Source organism: Hydrococcus rivularis NIES-593, assembly GCF_001904635.1.
GTDB classification, from domain to species: Bacteria; Cyanobacteriota; Cyanobacteriia; order Cyanobacteriales; family Microcystaceae; genus Hydrococcus; species Hydrococcus rivularis.
This window is the reverse complement of sequence record NZ_MRCB01000037.1, coordinates 1-15,890: the sequence shown is the minus strand read 5'-3', so window position 1 is coordinate 15,890 and position 15,890 is coordinate 1. Positions and strand designations below refer to the sequence as shown.

Below are 15,890 nucleotides of genomic sequence, written 5' to 3'. Positions count from 1 at the left end.
TTCTATATTAATTATGAGTTTTCATGTAATGCGAGCATCTTGCTCGCAAATAGTTAGATGCTCGCACTACTGAGCGATCGATTAGCATGGCTATAGAATTGAATGATAGATCGATCTTTCAAAGCTTGAATGAGGCTACCGACCCAAATTTCACTGGCGATCGTAATATTCAACAAGTAGCTCATGATGTAACATCTAAAATCAAAATTATTAATAATAAACTCGGTCAAAACTAAGGTTGATTTCTTTTTACTACCGGGCGAAATATATAAAAATTAATTTAAAAAATAGAGGTTGGTTTTGTGGATTACTAATTTTTCAACCAACCTCCAATCCAAATCAATCCAACAATTCTCCGGTTTCTTGCAATGAATGCAGGCGATGATAAATCCCTTGTTGATTCAATAACTCATCGTGATTTCCTACCTCTACAACTCTTCCAGAATCTAACACTACAATCTTATCTGCCTCGCGAATAGTACTCAAACGGTGGGCGATAATTATTGTCGTGCGAGTTCCAAAAATCGATCGCATTGCTAACTGAATCGATCGCTCGGATTCGTAATCTAAACTAGAAGTTGCTTCGTCGAATACCAAAACATCGGGATCGACAATTAATGCTCTGGCAATTCCCAAACGCTGCCGTTGCCCGCCAGATAAACGAACGCCTCGTTCGCCAACTATCGTGTTGTAACCTTTTGGTAAGTCGTGAATAAATTCATCGACTCTAGCAATTCGACAAGCTTTTTCTATTTGCTCGAAGCTAATTTTGCGATTTCCGTAGGTTAAATTATCTAACAGTGTTCCATTAAAAATATCCACCTCCTGATGTACAATTGCCAAGCGTCTACGATAGCCAGCAGTATCTAAGGTACGAATATTTTCTCCATCGATAAAAATACCGCCTTGATTCGGTTCAAAATAGCGGAATAAAAGTTTGACCAGCGTTGATTTTCCCGAACCCGAACGCCCAACTAAGGCAACAGTTTGATAAGGTTCGATGAGAAGGTTAATATCCTTCAGAATGGGACGATTGGGATTGTAGCCAAAAGTTAGATGGCGTAACTCAACTTTTCCCGTAAATTTGTAAGGATTTGAGTAAATAGATTCGGGTAATAAACTGGCTGCATCCGTACCAGCAGGAAGCTTCATAAATTCGTGCAGGCGAATCATAGAAGCATAACGACGGGCAAAAATTTCTGCCATTTGGCTAATCGGATCGAGTTCTGAATACGCCATGCTAGAAATGGTCAGGGTAGTAATAAAATGTCCGATGGAAATATGTCCCTGCACCGTAGAAATTAGCGTAAACAATAAGACCCAAAAAACAGATAGCTGAACGATGGTTTTTTGCCATGTCAGCAAGTCAACGTATCCTTTGTGAATGCGATAGATGACGTAGTTTGATTCTCGCTCTAATCGCTGTTTTTGACGATCTAATTCATAGGCTTCCGTTGCAAAGGCTTTGACAGTTTTAATATTAGTAATAATTTCTGAGGTACGGCTTTGGGTATTCTCCATGTGACGATCTAAAACTTCTTCTTTCTTAATCAGTCCGTTCAGATCTTTGAGAATAAAAACCAGAATCAGCAGAAAAGAAATGAAAAACGCGATCGCAATTCGCCATTCAATTACCCAAATCACGACAAAAATTCCCAAGATTCTTGCCATTTTGGGAATAAATTGTCCGGCAACTTCCGGATAAGTCCAGGTATGATTTTCAATCCCTCTGGCAATGCGACTGGCAATGCGACCGGGATTATTTTCGTCGTAAAATGAGAGGGGCAGGGTCAAGATTTTTGCAATGACTTTGTGGAGATGATCCCGACGAGTGCGTAGGGCAATATCCCAATGAAACCACGCACTTAACCACGGTTGAATGGGCGCTCTAACGACTGTCACCAGAAAAATTAAGCCCAACAATACTCCCAAAGACAAAAATCTATCTTCGGGTCGTTGCGTCAGAAGCGCAACTTGTGCTACTAAGTTTTGTAGCGATCGATCTAAGGGTTGATTGGAAAGAACGTTGAGAATCTGTCCGATCGCATAGGGAACGACGAGATCGACAAGCTCAAAAAAACTGGAAGCAGCAATACTGAACAGCGCGATCGCTATATACTTGCGAAAGTAGCCGAGAATATCTCGAAAGGATGCCATGATGCCTCTGGAGTGGGTATTCTGGTTACAATTTATAGCCGTAACAAAAAATAAACTTTTCGCTACATTGTATACTACAAATACTACATTCTCGACCTGGGATCAACTGACCCCCGCTATAGAGAACGGGTGCTATGGCTACTTTTTTGTAGAAATTTGCGGTCTTAGGGGTTATTCCTAGCCTTACAACGGTTAAATGCCAAGCAAGTTTTTGGAAATAGCAACTCAGATCGAGATTATCGTTGGATAGTGGAGGCAACGACAGCCTCAACAGAAAGCCTCCGTAGATGCGGCTTTGTAAGTTAAACTGACAATTACGGGACTTGTCAATCACACGCTATAGAGGAAATCATCTATGCCGCCTACCCTACTGATTTCTAAAGAACTACCTACCCTGCAATACAATCTTAGCCGCGATCGCTTCGATACGAGTTGGCAAGCGCCCCTGTCTACCCTACTAGGCTTAGGACGTGCTGCCGGAGCAGATTTCATCGAATTTTTCCTAGAGCGCGTCAACTATATTAGTTGTTTGGCAGAAGATGATGCCATCACCAGCATTTCGCCTCGACTTATGACTGGTGCTGGAGTCAGAGTCTTCCGAGGAAAAGCAGACTGTTACGTCAGTACCAACGACCTTTCCTTTGCCGGACTAAAAGCAGCGCTAGAAAAAGGGTTATCCATCCTGGGACTGCAACTTCCCGCACCGAATGCCTACGTCCCAGAAATTAATTTGGAGATGATTAGAGACTACACCACCGTTAAAGATAAAGAAGCGTGGCTTTCTCAATGCAGTTCGATGAAAGAAATGGGAGAAATTCTCCTAGATGCCAATCAGAAACTCAAGCAAAAAGCCTCCCACGCGCAATCTCGACGAGCGGTATATTTTCGCGATTGGCAAGAAGTTCTCGTCGCTGCCAGCGATGGAACCTTCGCCAGAGACATTCGCCTCAGCCAATCCGTCGGTTATAATCTCCTGTGTGCTGACGGCGCGCACCGTTCCTCGATAGGAAAACGCGCTGGTAATACCAGCGACCCCAACTTTCTGCGAACTTGGAACTATGAAACCGTCGCTGAAGAAGTAGCAGAATCGGCTGGAAAGATGCTTTATGCCGACTATGTGGAGTCGGGAACTTATCCGATAATTATGGCAAATGAATTTGGCGGCGTAATCTTCCACGAAGCCTGCGGACACCTTTTAGAAACCACCCAAATCGAACAGAAAACTACACCGTTTATCGACAAAAAGGGAGAGAAAATCGCCCACGAGAATTTAACTGCCTGGGATGAAGGAAGATCGGAAAATGCCTTCGGGACGATTGATATGGACGACGAGGGAATGCCTACCCAAAGAACCTTGTTGATCGAAAATGGCATTTTGAAAAACTTTTTAGCAGACCGCGCGGGGTCTATGCGCACAGGACATCCTCGCACGGGCAGCGGTCGCCGTCAAGACTATAAATATGTGGCAGCCTCGCGGATGCGCAATACCTACATCGCACCGGGTAACTATTCCATCGATGACCTCTTTGCCTCGATAGACAAAGGCATCTACTGCAAACAGATGGGAGGTGGAAGCGTTGGTGCCACGGGAGAATTCAATTTTGCCGTTTCGGAAGCGTATTTAATTGAAAATGGCAAAATTACCAAACCCTTAAAGGGCGCGACTCTCATTGGCGAAGCGAAAGATATTATGAATAAAATCTCGATGTGTTCGCAAGATTTAGGACTGGCACCAGGTTTCTGCGGTTCCGTCAGCGGTAGCATCTACGTCACCGTCGGGCAACCCCATCTTAAAGTGGATTCGATAACCGTAGGTGGAAGATAACTCTCAATTCTACAACTGAAAACTGTACGGGCAGGTTTAGTCAGCGGCTATGTAACAAGACGCTCATTTTACAATTCAACCCGCTCCTACCGAAACTGATTACTGATTACTGAAAATGCCTAACGTTATAGAAATAGCCAACTACGCTCAAGAAACTGCTCGCGAACTCGGCATTGAAAAATTCGATCTTTACGGTTCAGCCGTCGATAAAACTAGCGTGGAGGTTGCTTTTGGAGAACTCAAGCAAGTGCAAGCCTCCAATCGTTCTAGCGTCATCGTGCGGGTTTGGAACAAAGATAATACTTTAGGCGTGACTTCGACGACGGATGTAGACCCTCAAGGACTGAAATTAGCGCTGAAAACGGCTTATGAAGCCAGTTTCTTTGGGGCGAAAGAAAATGTGCCCGATTTCAGTTCGCAAGCCAAACAGCCAACAGCAGAAATTGACTGGGAGAAAGAAGCGCCTGCCCCAGTTTCAACCCTGATAGAAAAACTACTTGCGGCAGAAAAAGCCATAATAGAAGCTCATCCAGCCATTACAGGCGTTCCTGACAACGGTTTGGAGCAACGGGATGCGGAACGCTTCTATTTAAACAGCGATGGGGCAATGCGCCACGAATGTCGTTCCTATGCTTCTATCTATCTCTACAGCAAAACCGACCAAGAAGGGAAAAAGCCTCGCAGTGCGGGCACATTTAAAGTTAGCCGCAATTTGGCGCAGCTAGACATCGATGGCTGTATCAAGGAAGTCATCGACAAAACCATTAGTCATTTAGATTATCAACCCATTCCCTCTGGAAAATACCGGGTTGTCTTTTCTCCAAGTGCTTTTTTAAGCCTTTTGAGCGCGTTTTCTAACTTATTTAACGCTCAGAATATCTTAGATAAACAGAGTCTCTCGACACTGGAGTCGTTGGGCACACTTGTAGCTTCTCCTTTACTCTGTGTCAGCGATGATGCCTTGCATCCCGACAATGTTTCAGCCGAAACCTTCGATGGCGAAGGAACGCCAACTCGTCGCGTGGAACTGATTACCAATGGAGTACTCAGTAGTTTTCTCCACAGTACGGTAACGGCAAAACGAATGAATGCCCAACCGACGGGTCATGCCAACATTGGGGCGAAAGTTACGGTCGGTTCTCATTTTTATCACGTCTTTGCTGGCGAACCTGCTTTCCAAACCCACAGCTTGCAAGAAGCGGAGAACGTTATTTTCATCGATGAACTTCACGCCCTTCATGCGGGGGTGAATGCTTTGCAGGGGTCTTTTTCTTTGCCGTTTGATGGTTGGTTGGCGAATAAAGGCAAGTTAACCAGCATCGAAGCTGCAACCGTAGCAGGGGATTTTCTCGACCTCTTGAAGTCGATTATTTATGTCGAATCAGATGCGGAGTTAACGCCGAGGGGATTGAGTCCGAGAGTTTGGGTAGATGGACTATCGATTACAGGGCAATAGCTAGGGAATTAATTCTCTTTTTTCATTGGTCATTAGTCCTTCGTCCTTTGTCCGTCGTACCAATAACCAATGACTAATGACGCTTTCATCCCCCGTCTGCGATCGCGCCTGATGAGCTTACAAGTCCCATTTGTACGCGCCACAAACTCGCGTAGATTCCCTCTTTTTCTAATAATTCTTCGTGCGTTCCCCGTTCGACCAGTTGGCCATATTCCATGACGTAAATGCAATCGGCATTGCGAATGGTAGAGAGGCGATGGGCGATCGCGATCGTGGTTCGATTTTGCGTAATCTTGTCTAAGGATTTTTGAATGGCGGCTTCGGTTTCGTTATCGACGGCGGAGGTGGCTTCGTCCAAAATCAGAATCGGGGGATTTTTTAAGATGGCACGCGCGAGAGAGATTCTTTGTCTTTGTCCGCCCGATAGCTTCTGTCCCCGTTCTCCGACAATGGTATCGTAACCCTTGGGCAATTGCACGATAAAATCGTCTGCTTCGGCAATTTTAGCGGCGGCGATGACTTCTTCTAGAGAGGCATGGGGATTGCCATAGGCAATATTTTCCCGCACCGAACCGTGAAAGAGAAAGACATCTTGACTGACTAACCCGATCGCGCCTCGTAAATCCTGCAAGCGCAATTCTCGAATATCTATACCATCCAAGGTAATTCTACCGCGATCGACCTCGTACAGTCGCAAGAGGAGTTTTACCAGCGTACTTTTTCCCGAACCCGTCGAACCGACTATCGCAGTGGTTTTGCCAGCAGGAATATGTAAGGAAAAGTTGGCAAGAACTGCACTGCTTCCTGGATAGGCAAACGTTATCCCATCTAACTTGATGTCTCCCTCGACTGAAGAGAGGGGAAGGGCAATATGACCCGAATGAATTGCAATAGGAGTATCCAAAAGATTCATCACGCGCCTGGTAGAAGCCATTGCCCGCTGGTACAAATCTAACGTTTGTCCTAAGCGAGTTAGGGGCCACAGCAAGCGTTGCACGAGAAATAATAGGGTACTGTATGCGCCGACAGCTAAACGACCTTCAATAACTTCTCTGCCGCCGTACAATAGCAAGGCGGTAAAACCAAATAAAATCGCAAAACGAATGAGGGGGACAAACGCTGCACTCAGCGCGATCGCGTTACTATTACTTTGACGATAGGCTTCGCTTTCTCCGCGCAAGCGTTCGATTTCGTAAGCTTCCGTCGTAAAGCTTTTAATTGTAGTAATTCCGCTCAAATTATTGGCTAAACGACTGTTGAGCAAGCTGACTTTTTCGCGGACATCAGCATAGCGAGGGGCAAGTAATTTTTGAAAGGCGATCGAACCCCATAAAATAATCGGAATGGGTAACATCGCCAACCAGGCAATATTGGGAGTCAGATAAAAGAAAGTACCAGCAATGATGAGAGAACTGGTAGTAACTTGTATAATCTCGTTTGCCCCAATATCTAAAAAGCGTTCGAGTTGATTGATATCATCGTTGAGGATTGCCAGCAATCCTCCCGTACTGCGTTCTTCAAAATAAGCTAATTCTAAATCTTGCAAGTGATTGTAGGCATCGAGACGAAGATCGTGTTGAATATTTTGGGCAAGATTTCTCCAGAGGCGATCGTAAGCATATTCAAACAGCGACTCCAAACACCAAATCACAAAATTAAGCAGCGATAAAACCAGAATTTGACTAAAGATATCTGTAGTGCCAAATTTAGCCAGAATCGAGTTTTTTCCCGCAACTACCACGTCTACTGCTAGACCGATAATCGCAGGGGGAGCTAGATCGAATAATTTATTTAAGATCGAACAAATTGTCGCCTGCCAAATTAACGGATGATATTTGCGTCCATACTTGAACAGACGTTGTAGGGGATGTCGCGATCGCTCAATTTTAGGCATAATTGCTAATTATAATTTCTTCTAGGCTAGCTATTTCAGCCGATCTCAGAAATAGCGATCGCAACAAACAAGATGTAGAATTATGGATCGAACAATTGGTCGAGAAAGCTTATTCCCAAGCGCCTGATTTTGACGATTCGGTAAGAACTAAAATCTATCGACTAATCCGCAATATTTGGAGTTATTAGCAATTTTTCCTGACGTTTCAGATGTTTGTACTTAGTTTTTGGATTTCTTGAATTCCGAACCAAGTGAATTTACTAAACTTTGGTGTACCGATTTGGGGAACTGAACCGATATTAAGATAAAACAATCCCCTTCCTCAGAGAACTCAGGAAAGGGGATTGCAATTAGAGAAGATCGGTTGCCTAGCAGGCACTGCCTGCTAAGCCAAAAGATTAGTAATCGAAGTCGCCACCGCCAGCAGCGCCAGCACCAGCAGGAGCTTTATCCTTTTCGGGCTTATCGACGACGATGCACTCGGTGGTCAGCACCATGCCTGCAATAGAAGCAGCATTTTGCATAGCAGAGCGAGTGACTTTGGCGGGATCGACGATACCAGCTTCAAACATATCGACAAACATGCCTTTAGCAGCATCGAAGCCGACGTTGAACTCTTTCTCTTTAACGCGCTCGGCAATTACCGCACCATTTTGACCTGCATTTTCAGCAATGCGTTTTAGAGGAGCGGAGAGAGCGCGAGCAACGATCATAGCACCCGTTAATTCTTCATTAGCGAGGTTCTTGGTTGCCCACTCTTCGAGTTGGGGAGTGAGATGCGCCAGAGTAGTGCCGCCGCCAGGAACGATCCCTTCTTCAACGGCTGCCTTGGTCGCGTTAATCGCGTCTTCCAGGCGCAGCTTCTTGTCTTTCATTTCGGTTTCGGTAGCTGCACCGACTTTGATTACGGCTACGCCGCCAGCCAGCTTAGCCAGACGCTCTTGCAGTTTCTCTTTATCGTAGGAGGATTCTGTCTCTTCGATTTGACGGCGAATTTGCTCGCAGCGAGCCTTAACGGCTTTTTCATTACCTTCAGCAACGATGGTGGTGTTGTCTTTGGTGATGGTGACGCGGCGAGCTTTGCCGAGCATCTCAACCTTGGTGTTTTCTAGTTTTAGACCCGCATCTTCGCTAATGACTTGACCGCCAGTGAGAATGGCGATGTCTTCAAGCATTTGCTTGCGGCGATCGCCAAAGCCCGGAGCCTTAACAGCAGCAACATTTAGGACTCCGCGCAGGCGGTTGACGACCAGGGTAGCGAGGGCTTCTTTTTCGATATCCTCAGCAATAATCAGTAAAGGTTTGCCTTGACGGGCAACTTGTTCGAGTACGGGAACGAGGTCTTGAACGAGGGCAATTTTCTTGTCGGTAATTAAGATCAGAGGCTCGTCCATTACCGCTTCCATGCGCTCGGTATCGGTGACGAAGTAGGGAGAGATATAGCCCTTATCGAAGCGCATCCCCTCGGTGATTTCCAGTTCGGTAGTCATAGACTTACCTTCTTCAAGAGAGATGACACCTTCTTTGCCCACTTTGTCCATGGCACTGGCAATCATCTGACCAACTTCTTCGTCGTTACCAGCAGAGATAGAAGCAACTTGAGCGATCGCTTTAGAATCTTCTACTGGTATAGCGTGTTCGGCAATTCTTTCTACAAGAAATTCTGTCGCTTTTTCAATCCCGCGCTTGATAGCGATGGGGTTAGCGCCAGCAGCGACGTTGCGCAAGCCTTCTTTAACCATGGCGTGAGCGAGTACGGTAGCGGTTGTAGTTCCGTCCCCAGCTACGTCGTTAGTTTTGGAGGCTGCCTGACGAATCAAAGAAACGCCTGTGTTTTCGATGTGGTCTTCGAGTTCGATTTCTTTAGCGATGGTAATCCCATCGTTGACGATCTGGGGAGCGCCGAATTTCTTCTCTAAGACGACGTTGCGTCCCTTGGGACCGAGGGTAACGGCAACGGCTTCAGCTAGGATATCAATTCCTCGCTCAAGAGCGCGACGAGCTTCGTCATTGTAGATGATGGATTTAGCCATAAGTTATGCCTCTTGCAAGTAGATTTAGCGAACTTTGTTGTAAGTAGTGGTAGTTAGTGAGCTATTAAAATTCAGTAGTAGTTAGGAGACGATCGCTAAAATATCTTTTTCGGACAGCAAAACGTAGTCTTCGCCGCCGAGTTTCACATCGGTGCCAGCATACTTAGAGTAGAGAACTTTGTCTCCAACTTTCACTTCTGGCTCGGAACGACTGCCATCGTCGTTGCGCTTGCCGGGACCGACAGCAACGACTTCACCAATTTGGGGCTTCTCCTTAGCCGTGTCGGGTAGGAGAATTCCGCCAGCGGTTTTTTCTTCAGATGGGCTAACTTTTACGAAAACGCGATCGCCCAATGGTTTAACTGTCGATACGCTAATGCTAATTGCTGCCATGGAAAATCCTCCAAATTACTAGAATTGGTCGGTGCTATATTTCATGATTTAGCACTCTCACCTTCCGAGTGCTAATTTAGCGAAACAGGATAGCTCGTGGCAACTCCTGCTTGAGTACGGGTTTCCGAACTTCAGTGGCAATAGAGATAACAAAATAAAAGACCGACGTGTCAATCGGGCACAATCGCTTCGTTTTGACTCTCTGCCGCCTAAACTATTAAGCTAGATGTTTTTTGGGTTACCGGCTAAAAGTAGAGACGAAAATTGATGTTTTCCATTTTATCTAACCTTCTTTATACGAGCTTCATATTTGCCCAGGTTCCTCCGACAACAGCCCCTCAACCTCAGGAAATCGTACAGCTGCAACAAGTACGTCCCTTACCGGGACAGCTCAATAAAATTCCTGTTTTTAACAGCAACAGTCCAGAATTAATAATCAATGAAGGGATTTTACTCTCTACTTTTCCGCCTCAGGGAAAAGCCAATCCCTCTGCCCATTTAAATTTTTCTTTTCAAGGATATTTCGATATTTTTGCCCATCACGTCGCTAAGGCGCCAACCCCAGAAGATTTACGGACGCTATACTTAGGGATAATTTTGCACAATCCAACTCAAAAACCAGTCACGGTCGATATTTTGCAAGCAGCTAGTCACCTAAGTCAGCCAGATGCTCCGTTTGTTGAGTTACCTCCTCAAGTCGAAGATCCCGAAGGAAAGGTTTATGCGGGTCCTGGAAGTCGAGTTATGGGGGATATTCTGAGGAATCGCCATCAAGCAATTTTTCCGCATCAAATCGTCATTCCTGCCGGAGAAAGTCGGATGCTGATGAATTTACCGATTCCGGTACGAGAGCTAGACCCCCCATTAAACGGTCGTTCTACCTACATGCGATTGCGGAGTAATGGTGAGATTTATGCAGCAAGTCTGGCTAGGTTTGCCCCCGTGGACGCGGCAGGAAAAGAAAGAAAACCGACGTTAAAAGAATGGGAAAATCTACTGGAGAAGGGAGAATTAGCTACTCCGCGCGATCGCGCTCCGTCGGCTCCCGGTACGACTGACAATATTGTCTACGGTCGGGTGGCGGGAGTTGCTCAAGGTTCTATCTGGAAAGCGAGATTGCTCGATCCGGCTGCTTTAGACCTCACGATTCCGGCACAAGGCGAAGCTTTTTCCTATGGGTTGAGTACGCTAGAGGGCGGACGATTGGGAACCCATCAAAGTCAGAGTGCCCCCATGCTAGTTCGCTATCCCGATACAGCCTATGAGGCGCATGGAAACTACGGCGTGCAATATAGTCTGACTTTACCCCTGCGCAACCCCACACAAGAAAGTCAAACTGTTGCCATCTCCGTGCAAACGCCGATTAAACAAGACCAATTGAAAGAAGGATTGCGTTTTCTCGAACCTCCCGCCCAGCAAGTGTTTTTTCGAGGTTCTGTAAAGATTCGCTATACAGACGACCGTGGAGAATACCGCACTCGCTATTTTCATTTAGTCCAAAGACGAGGGCAAAAGGGAGAACCGTTAGTTACCGTCGATATCCCTGCTAATGATTGGCGTATAGTGCAAGTGGATTTTCTGTATCCTCCCGATGCAACGCCGCCACAGGTTTTGACAATTAAGACGCTTGAGTGAACTATCCGCACTGACCTGACGGTACAGTATGGGCTTCTGTACTCGCCTTATGACATTTGACATTGGTCGGAGACTCCTTTGTTGTCGCCCACCAGAACAATCCCATCACTGATTCGGAGTAACGAATTCAGTGGGGACTTACGGCAATTAATACCAATTTTCATTAGTCATGTCATGATATACACTCCTCTCCCCACTACCAAATTGGGAGTGGGGTTGGGGGTGAGGGCGATCGACTATCTCTGTCATTAATGAATGAAAAATGATAAATAATGAAATATCCCTGCTCTTTCATACTGCTCCCCCTTGCTAGTTACCATATAAGAAGAAATATTAAGAAATGCTAAGATTATAAAAATGCCAAGCAGCCAAGGCAGTCATGAACAAACCCGCGTTATTGTCGTCGGTGCAGGCATTGGCGGACTAACCGCAGGCGCACTGCTTGCCCGTCGAGGCTACAAAGTCACTATTTTCGACCAAGCCTTTGTGCCGGGGGGATGCGCTTCTACCTTCAAACGTCGCGGTTTTACGTTCGATGTCGGGGCAACTCAGGTAGCTGGATTAGAACCAGGTGGCATTCATCATCGGATTTTTGCACAACTGGGAGTCGAATTGCCTGCCGCTACTACTTGCGATCCCGCTTGTGCCGTATTTTTACCGGGAGAAAAAGAACCGATTAACGTTTGGCGAGATCCTCAAAAGTGGCATGCCGAAAGACAGCGACAGTTTCCTGGAAGCGAACCTTTCTGGCAGTTAATGGCAAGATTATTTCGGGCAAGTTGGAACTTTCAATCCCGCGATCCCGTTTTGCCGCCTCGCAATCTCTGGGATTTATGGCGGTTGCTTTCGGCGGTGCGACTCGATACGTTAATGACCGTGCCGTTTGCGCTAATGACGGTGGGAGATGCCTTGCGGTTGTATGGGTTGCACAAAGATAAGCGTCTCAAGAAATTTCTCGATTTGCAATTGAAGCTGTACTCCCAAGTGGATGCGGATGAAACGGCACTCTTGTACGCAGCGACGGCATTGGCAGTTTCTCAGGAACCCCAGGGCTTGTTTCACCTTCAAGGTAGCATGCAAGTATTAAGCGATCGCCTGGTAGAAGCCCTAGAAAAATACAGCGGTAAATTATTTATGCGCCATAGTGTCGAACAGATTTACACCGAATCCGGACGGGTTACTGGCGTAAAAGTTCGCCACCTCAAAACCAACCAAGTCTGGACACAAGAAGCCGATATTATCGTTGCTAACGTCACAGTCCAGAATCTTGTGAAACTGTTAGATAAAGAGACAAAACAACAGAAATATAGTTTAAAAAATCCTTTTTCCTTGTATAAGCGTCGCGTCGATAAACTCCCCGAAGCTTCGGGAGCATTTGTAGTTTATCTAGGAGTAGATCGCAGTGCCATTCCAGAAGGCTGTCCGCCACACTTGCAGTTTCTCTACGACTACAACGGACCCATCGGCGAGAATAATTCGCTGTTTGTCTCGGTCAGCAAACCGGAAGACGGACGCGCACCAGAAGGAAAAGCGACAATTATTGCTTCGTCTTTTACGGATACCCAGATCTGGTGGCAGGGAACAAAAGAAGATTATGAGGCTCTAAAAGAACAATATACCCAAGAAGCGATCGCGCGTTTGGGAGAGTACTTTCATCTAACCCCAGAAACTATCGTGCATCAAGAAGCTGCCACCCCCAGAACCTTTGCCCGCTTTACGGCGCGAGAGAAAGGGATGGTCGGCGGAGTCGGTCAGCGAATTTCTACCTTTGGTCCTTTTGGTATTGCCACTCGTACCCCAATTAAAAACCTCTGGTTAGCGGGCGATTCTACCCACCCAGGAGAAGGAACGGCAGGAGTCAGTTATTCTGCCCTTACAGTCGTACAACAAATTGAAGCGAGATCGTAACCAAATTTGCGATCGATTTGTACTACAGAAGGCGTTGCCATCCCCCTATGGATTAATTTGTTGCAGGAATTTTTGAATTTGGCATGACTTCAATAATCTAGGATGTCAAGTTAATATAATCTGTAAACCCTTAACTATTGAATAAGGAAAAATTTGGACTGATGTTTTTAACTACCGTTATCCTAAACTTTATTCAGATCTACACGTTACTAATATTTATTCGTATTCTGCTAACTTGGTTTCAAACGGCAGGTTGGGCTTATCAAGGCATATCTTTTCTAAGTCCCATTACTGACCCCTATCTCAATCTTTTCCGTTCTCTGATTCCACCGCTAGGCGGAATCGATTTTTCTCCGTGGTTGGCAATTATCGTTTTACAAGTCGTCGGGCAATTGCTAGTGCAAGTTGTCAGTCGAGGAGCCTACAGTTTCGGCTAATTTCTAGTCAAATCGCTGAATATTGGGGCGGACGCTGCCACTAAAACCAGAGGCTTTAAACTGTTCCAACTTTAAAGGAGTCGGTTGATTAGCAGGAACTGAAATTCTGACTTCAAAATTACTGATGCCGGGCGGAACTTCAGGTATCGATCCAATGCGGCCTCGGTTTTGCAAAGCAGGTTCGCCATTAGCATCGTAGATGCGACCGAAAACATCTGCATCGTAAACGGTTTTACCAGAAGGATTCTTGGCTTTACCCGTTATCATAAAGCAATTGGCAGGGCTGCTCGATCCGCCACTGGTAACGTTTCCCTCAGCAAATTCGGGAGGACAATCGGTGTAAGAGATATCGAAGAGTTGAATTTGAGTCAGTGCTAAAGCGGCAGGAGTTGCTATCCAACTAAAAATCCACAACAAGCCAGAAACAACTATAACAGTTAAAGCGCGAAATCCCATAGACTGTAAGACTAGATAACGTTCGTTCGTCTTTCAGCTTAGCGCGAATCGTCGATGAAGTTAAGTCGTACCGCTATTCGAGATCTTGGCGACGGAACGATCGCCTGGAGGGGTATGGCAATGCCTAACCCACGCTTAAGAATTAGCTTGCCCAAAAAGCTATGAACCAAGCTGAGATTGAGGCAGCACTAAAAGCCGCATTTCTTCAATGCGAACAAGCGTTTTTGCCGCTGACAGACAGGCAAAAAGAAATTTTGCTCAAAGTGACTGTCGAAAAACTAACAACTCAGCCAAATATTGAGGACAACCCCCTCGACGAATTAACATTAGAACAACGTCAGACTTTATTAGAATTCATACAAGATAGGCAACAGCAAAATCAAGACTGGAAAATTACCTTACTCAATGATTGGCTGAATAATCGCGATTCTGGCGCCGTTCAATTTATCCGCGACGAATATGGGTTTGGTTGGCTGAGTCGAGTGCAGCCGATTCATCTAGCAAAATACAAACAACAGCTAACCGACGAAACGCTTAAAGTTGGCGATCGCATTGAGGTTTGCAACGCTCTATGGGAGTGGGTTCAACCAGAAGATTCCGCTAGTTACGAGTGGTTTCCCTGTCAGGTAATCGACATTTCTGAAGTTTCTGATGGCGATTCGAGTTATACCAATTGTATCGTTCGCTTTGAGAACGGTTTAGAATTTGAAATCCAAGGAATCGATCGATGGAATCGTAATAATTGGCGGTTTCCAGAACCATAAACAAGGAAAAAGGTAAAGAGTAAAAGGCAAAAATCAAAAATGGAATCTCAAACAAGTTCTCAAGATAAAAACTATGAAGTCTGGAAGAACGCCGAACTATCAAAAGCTTTTTTAGAAGGAGTGCGAGGAGCCATTCCTCTAGCAGCAGAGCAAATCGATATGCTCCTTCGGGTTATTCAATTAACTCAAACCAAGGTAGAAAATTTCTTAGATTTAGGCTGTGGAAACGGGATTTTGGGTCGGTCGATTTATCAACACTATCCCAAGGCTAAAGGCAGTTTTTTGGATATTTCTGAAAACATGCTAACAGCAGCTAAAAATAGTCTGAAATTAGAGCAAAATAATTCTGTTTTTATTCTTCAAAATTTTGGTCAAAAAGAATGGCTTAATTCAGTCACTCAAGAAGCTCCTTTTGATGTTATTGTTTCTGGCTTTGCCATTCATCACTTATCCGATGAGAGAAAGAAAGAACTTTATCAAGAGATTTATCAAATTCTCAAACCGGGTGGAGTATTTCTAAATTTAGAACATGTTGCTTCTCAATCGAAACTAGGAGAAGAGGGTTTCGATCGCTTATTTGTCGATGCACTTTGTTCTTTTCATCAAAAGCAAGGTTCGCAGCAGTCTAGAGAAGAAATCGCTCGACAATACTATAATCGCTCCGATAAAACTGCGAATATATTAACCCTTGTAGAAACTCAGTGTCAGTGGCTTAGAGAAATTGGTTTTGTCGATGTGGATTGTTTTATGAAAGTTTTTGAGATTGCCTTATTTGGAGGATTGCGAGCCAAAAACAGTTAGGCTTGTAGCAGATCTAAGTAAGTCGGCAAGAAAAAACAAACTATGTAAAGATAAGTAAATACGGAAAATACGCCTATAAGGATGTGTATTTTTGGAGGAATGCCTCAAAAAAGAACCACGTACATACAACC

The 15,890-nt window shown here is 45.2% G+C and carries 13 protein-coding genes; 8 read left to right on the top strand and 5 right to left on the bottom strand.

Annotated elements, in window-relative coordinates:
- Positions 1-339 precede the first annotated feature (339 nt).
- Positions 340-2,157, bottom strand: a complete 1,818-nt coding sequence (locus NIES593_RS20490) for an ABC transporter ATP-binding protein (protein WP_073601350.1) — start codon at positions 2,155-2,157, stop codon at positions 340-342.
- A gap of 355 nt (positions 2,158-2,512) precedes the next feature.
- Between NIES593_RS20490 and NIES593_RS20485 the strand changes: the two genes are divergently transcribed.
- Both NIES593_RS20485 and NIES593_RS20480 read left to right on the top strand, forming a co-directional pair.
- Positions 2,513-3,982, top strand: coding sequence for a TldD/PmbA family protein (locus NIES593_RS20485; RefSeq protein ID WP_073601349.1), 1,470 nt, complete (start codon positions 2,513-2,515; stop codon positions 3,980-3,982).
- 115 nt (positions 3,983-4,097) lie between these two features.
- Positions 4,098-5,438, top strand: a complete 1,341-nt coding sequence (locus NIES593_RS20480; RefSeq protein WP_073601348.1) for a TldD/PmbA family protein — start codon at positions 4,098-4,100, stop codon at positions 5,436-5,438.
- Between the two features lie 85 nt (positions 5,439-5,523).
- On the opposite strand, the gene NIES593_RS20475 is transcribed toward NIES593_RS20480, so the two are convergent.
- Positions 5,524-7,332 (bottom strand): ABC transporter ATP-binding protein, encoded by a 1,809-nt coding sequence (locus NIES593_RS20475; protein ID WP_073601347.1) that lies wholly within the window; start codon positions 7,330-7,332, stop codon positions 5,524-5,526.
- A gap of 2 nt (positions 7,333-7,334) precedes the next feature.
- On the opposite strand from NIES593_RS20475, the gene NIES593_RS20470 reads away from it, so the two are divergent.
- Positions 7,335-7,520 carry a hypothetical protein gene (locus NIES593_RS20470; RefSeq protein ID WP_073601346.1) on the top strand — a complete coding sequence of 62 codons (186 nt, stop codon included), beginning with the start codon at positions 7,335-7,337 and terminating at the stop codon, positions 7,518-7,520.
- A gap of 210 nt (positions 7,521-7,730) precedes the next feature.
- On the opposite strand, the gene groL is transcribed toward NIES593_RS20470, so the two are convergent.
- Complete coding sequence (groL, locus tag NIES593_RS20465) at positions 7,731-9,365, bottom strand: chaperonin GroEL (protein ID WP_073601345.1); 1,635 nt, start codon at positions 9,363-9,365, stop codon at positions 7,731-7,733.
- A gap of 81 nt (positions 9,366-9,446) precedes the next feature.
- The gene (groES, locus tag NIES593_RS20460; protein WP_073601344.1) at positions 9,447-9,758 is read right to left on the bottom strand and encodes a co-chaperone GroES; all 312 of its coding nucleotides are present in this window, start codon (positions 9,756-9,758) and stop codon (positions 9,447-9,449) included.
- A 267-nt stretch (positions 9,759-10,025) separates the two neighbouring features.
- Between groES and NIES593_RS20455 the strand changes: the two genes are divergently transcribed.
- The 3 genes from NIES593_RS20455 (at position 10,026) to NIES593_RS20445 (ending at position 13,738) form a co-directional block, all read left to right on the top strand.
- The gene (locus NIES593_RS20455; RefSeq protein WP_083602504.1) at positions 10,026-11,393 is read left to right on the top strand and encodes a DUF3370 domain-containing protein; all 1,368 of its coding nucleotides are present in this window, start codon (positions 10,026-10,028) and stop codon (positions 11,391-11,393) included.
- A gap of 357 nt (positions 11,394-11,750) precedes the next feature.
- Positions 11,751-13,301: a C-3',4' desaturase CrtD gene (crtD, locus tag NIES593_RS20450; protein WP_073601343.1), complete on the top strand. Its 1,551-nt coding sequence runs from the start codon at positions 11,751-11,753 to the stop codon at positions 13,299-13,301.
- 161 nt (positions 13,302-13,462) lie between these two features.
- Positions 13,463-13,738: a YggT family protein gene (locus tag NIES593_RS20445; RefSeq protein WP_015142267.1), complete on the top strand. Its 276-nt coding sequence runs from the start codon at positions 13,463-13,465 to the stop codon at positions 13,736-13,738.
- A 3-nt stretch (positions 13,739-13,741) separates the two neighbouring features.
- Here NIES593_RS20445 and NIES593_RS20440 read toward each other — a convergent pair whose 3' ends face one another.
- Complete coding sequence (locus NIES593_RS20440) at positions 13,742-14,194, bottom strand: hypothetical protein (protein WP_073601342.1); 453 nt, start codon at positions 14,192-14,194, stop codon at positions 13,742-13,744.
- A gap of 161 nt (positions 14,195-14,355) precedes the next feature.
- On the opposite strand from NIES593_RS20440, the gene NIES593_RS20435 reads away from it, so the two are divergent.
- Both NIES593_RS20435 and NIES593_RS20430 read left to right on the top strand, forming a co-directional pair.
- On the top strand, positions 14,356-14,958 hold the full coding sequence (locus NIES593_RS20435) for a hypothetical protein (protein WP_073601341.1): 603 nt from the start codon (positions 14,356-14,358) through the stop codon (positions 14,956-14,958).
- A 39-nt stretch (positions 14,959-14,997) separates the two neighbouring features.
- A complete protein-coding gene (locus NIES593_RS20430) occupies positions 14,998-15,759 on the top strand; it encodes a class I SAM-dependent methyltransferase (protein ID WP_073601340.1) in 762 nt (253 codons plus the stop codon).
- Positions 15,760-15,890: the final 131 nt, after the last annotated feature.

Excerpts from the sequence above, each read along its gene's own strand:
- NIES593_RS20435 (WP_073601341.1), top strand. The coding sequence starts at position 14,356 with ATGAACCAAGCTGAGATTGAGGCAGCACTAAAAGCCGCATTTCTTCAA.
- NIES593_RS20455 (WP_083602504.1), top strand. The coding sequence starts at position 10,026 with ATGTTTTCCATTTTATCTAACCTTCTTTATACGAGCTTCATATTTGCC.
- NIES593_RS20445 (WP_015142267.1), top strand. The coding sequence starts at position 13,463 with ATGTTTTTAACTACCGTTATCCTAAACTTTATTCAGATCTACACGTTA.
- NIES593_RS20490 (WP_073601350.1), bottom strand. The coding sequence starts at position 2,157 with ATGGCATCCTTTCGAGATATTCTCGGCTACTTTCGCAAGTATATAGCG.
- NIES593_RS20485 (WP_073601349.1), top strand. The coding sequence starts at position 2,513 with ATGCCGCCTACCCTACTGATTTCTAAAGAACTACCTACCCTGCAATAC.
- groES (WP_073601344.1), bottom strand. The coding sequence starts at position 9,758 with ATGGCAGCAATTAGCATTAGCGTATCGACAGTTAAACCATTGGGCGAT.
- NIES593_RS20480 (WP_073601348.1), top strand. The coding sequence starts at position 4,098 with ATGCCTAACGTTATAGAAATAGCCAACTACGCTCAAGAAACTGCTCGC.
- crtD (WP_073601343.1), top strand. The coding sequence starts at position 11,751 with ATGCCAAGCAGCCAAGGCAGTCATGAACAAACCCGCGTTATTGTCGTC.
- NIES593_RS20440 (WP_073601342.1), bottom strand. The coding sequence starts at position 14,194 with ATGGGATTTCGCGCTTTAACTGTTATAGTTGTTTCTGGCTTGTTGTGG.
- NIES593_RS20430 (WP_073601340.1), top strand. The coding sequence starts at position 14,998 with ATGGAATCTCAAACAAGTTCTCAAGATAAAAACTATGAAGTCTGGAAG.
- groL (WP_073601345.1), bottom strand. The coding sequence starts at position 9,365 with ATGGCTAAATCCATCATCTACAATGACGAAGCTCGTCGCGCTCTTGAG.
- NIES593_RS20475 (WP_073601347.1), bottom strand. The coding sequence starts at position 7,332 with ATGCCTAAAATTGAGCGATCGCGACATCCCCTACAACGTCTGTTCAAG.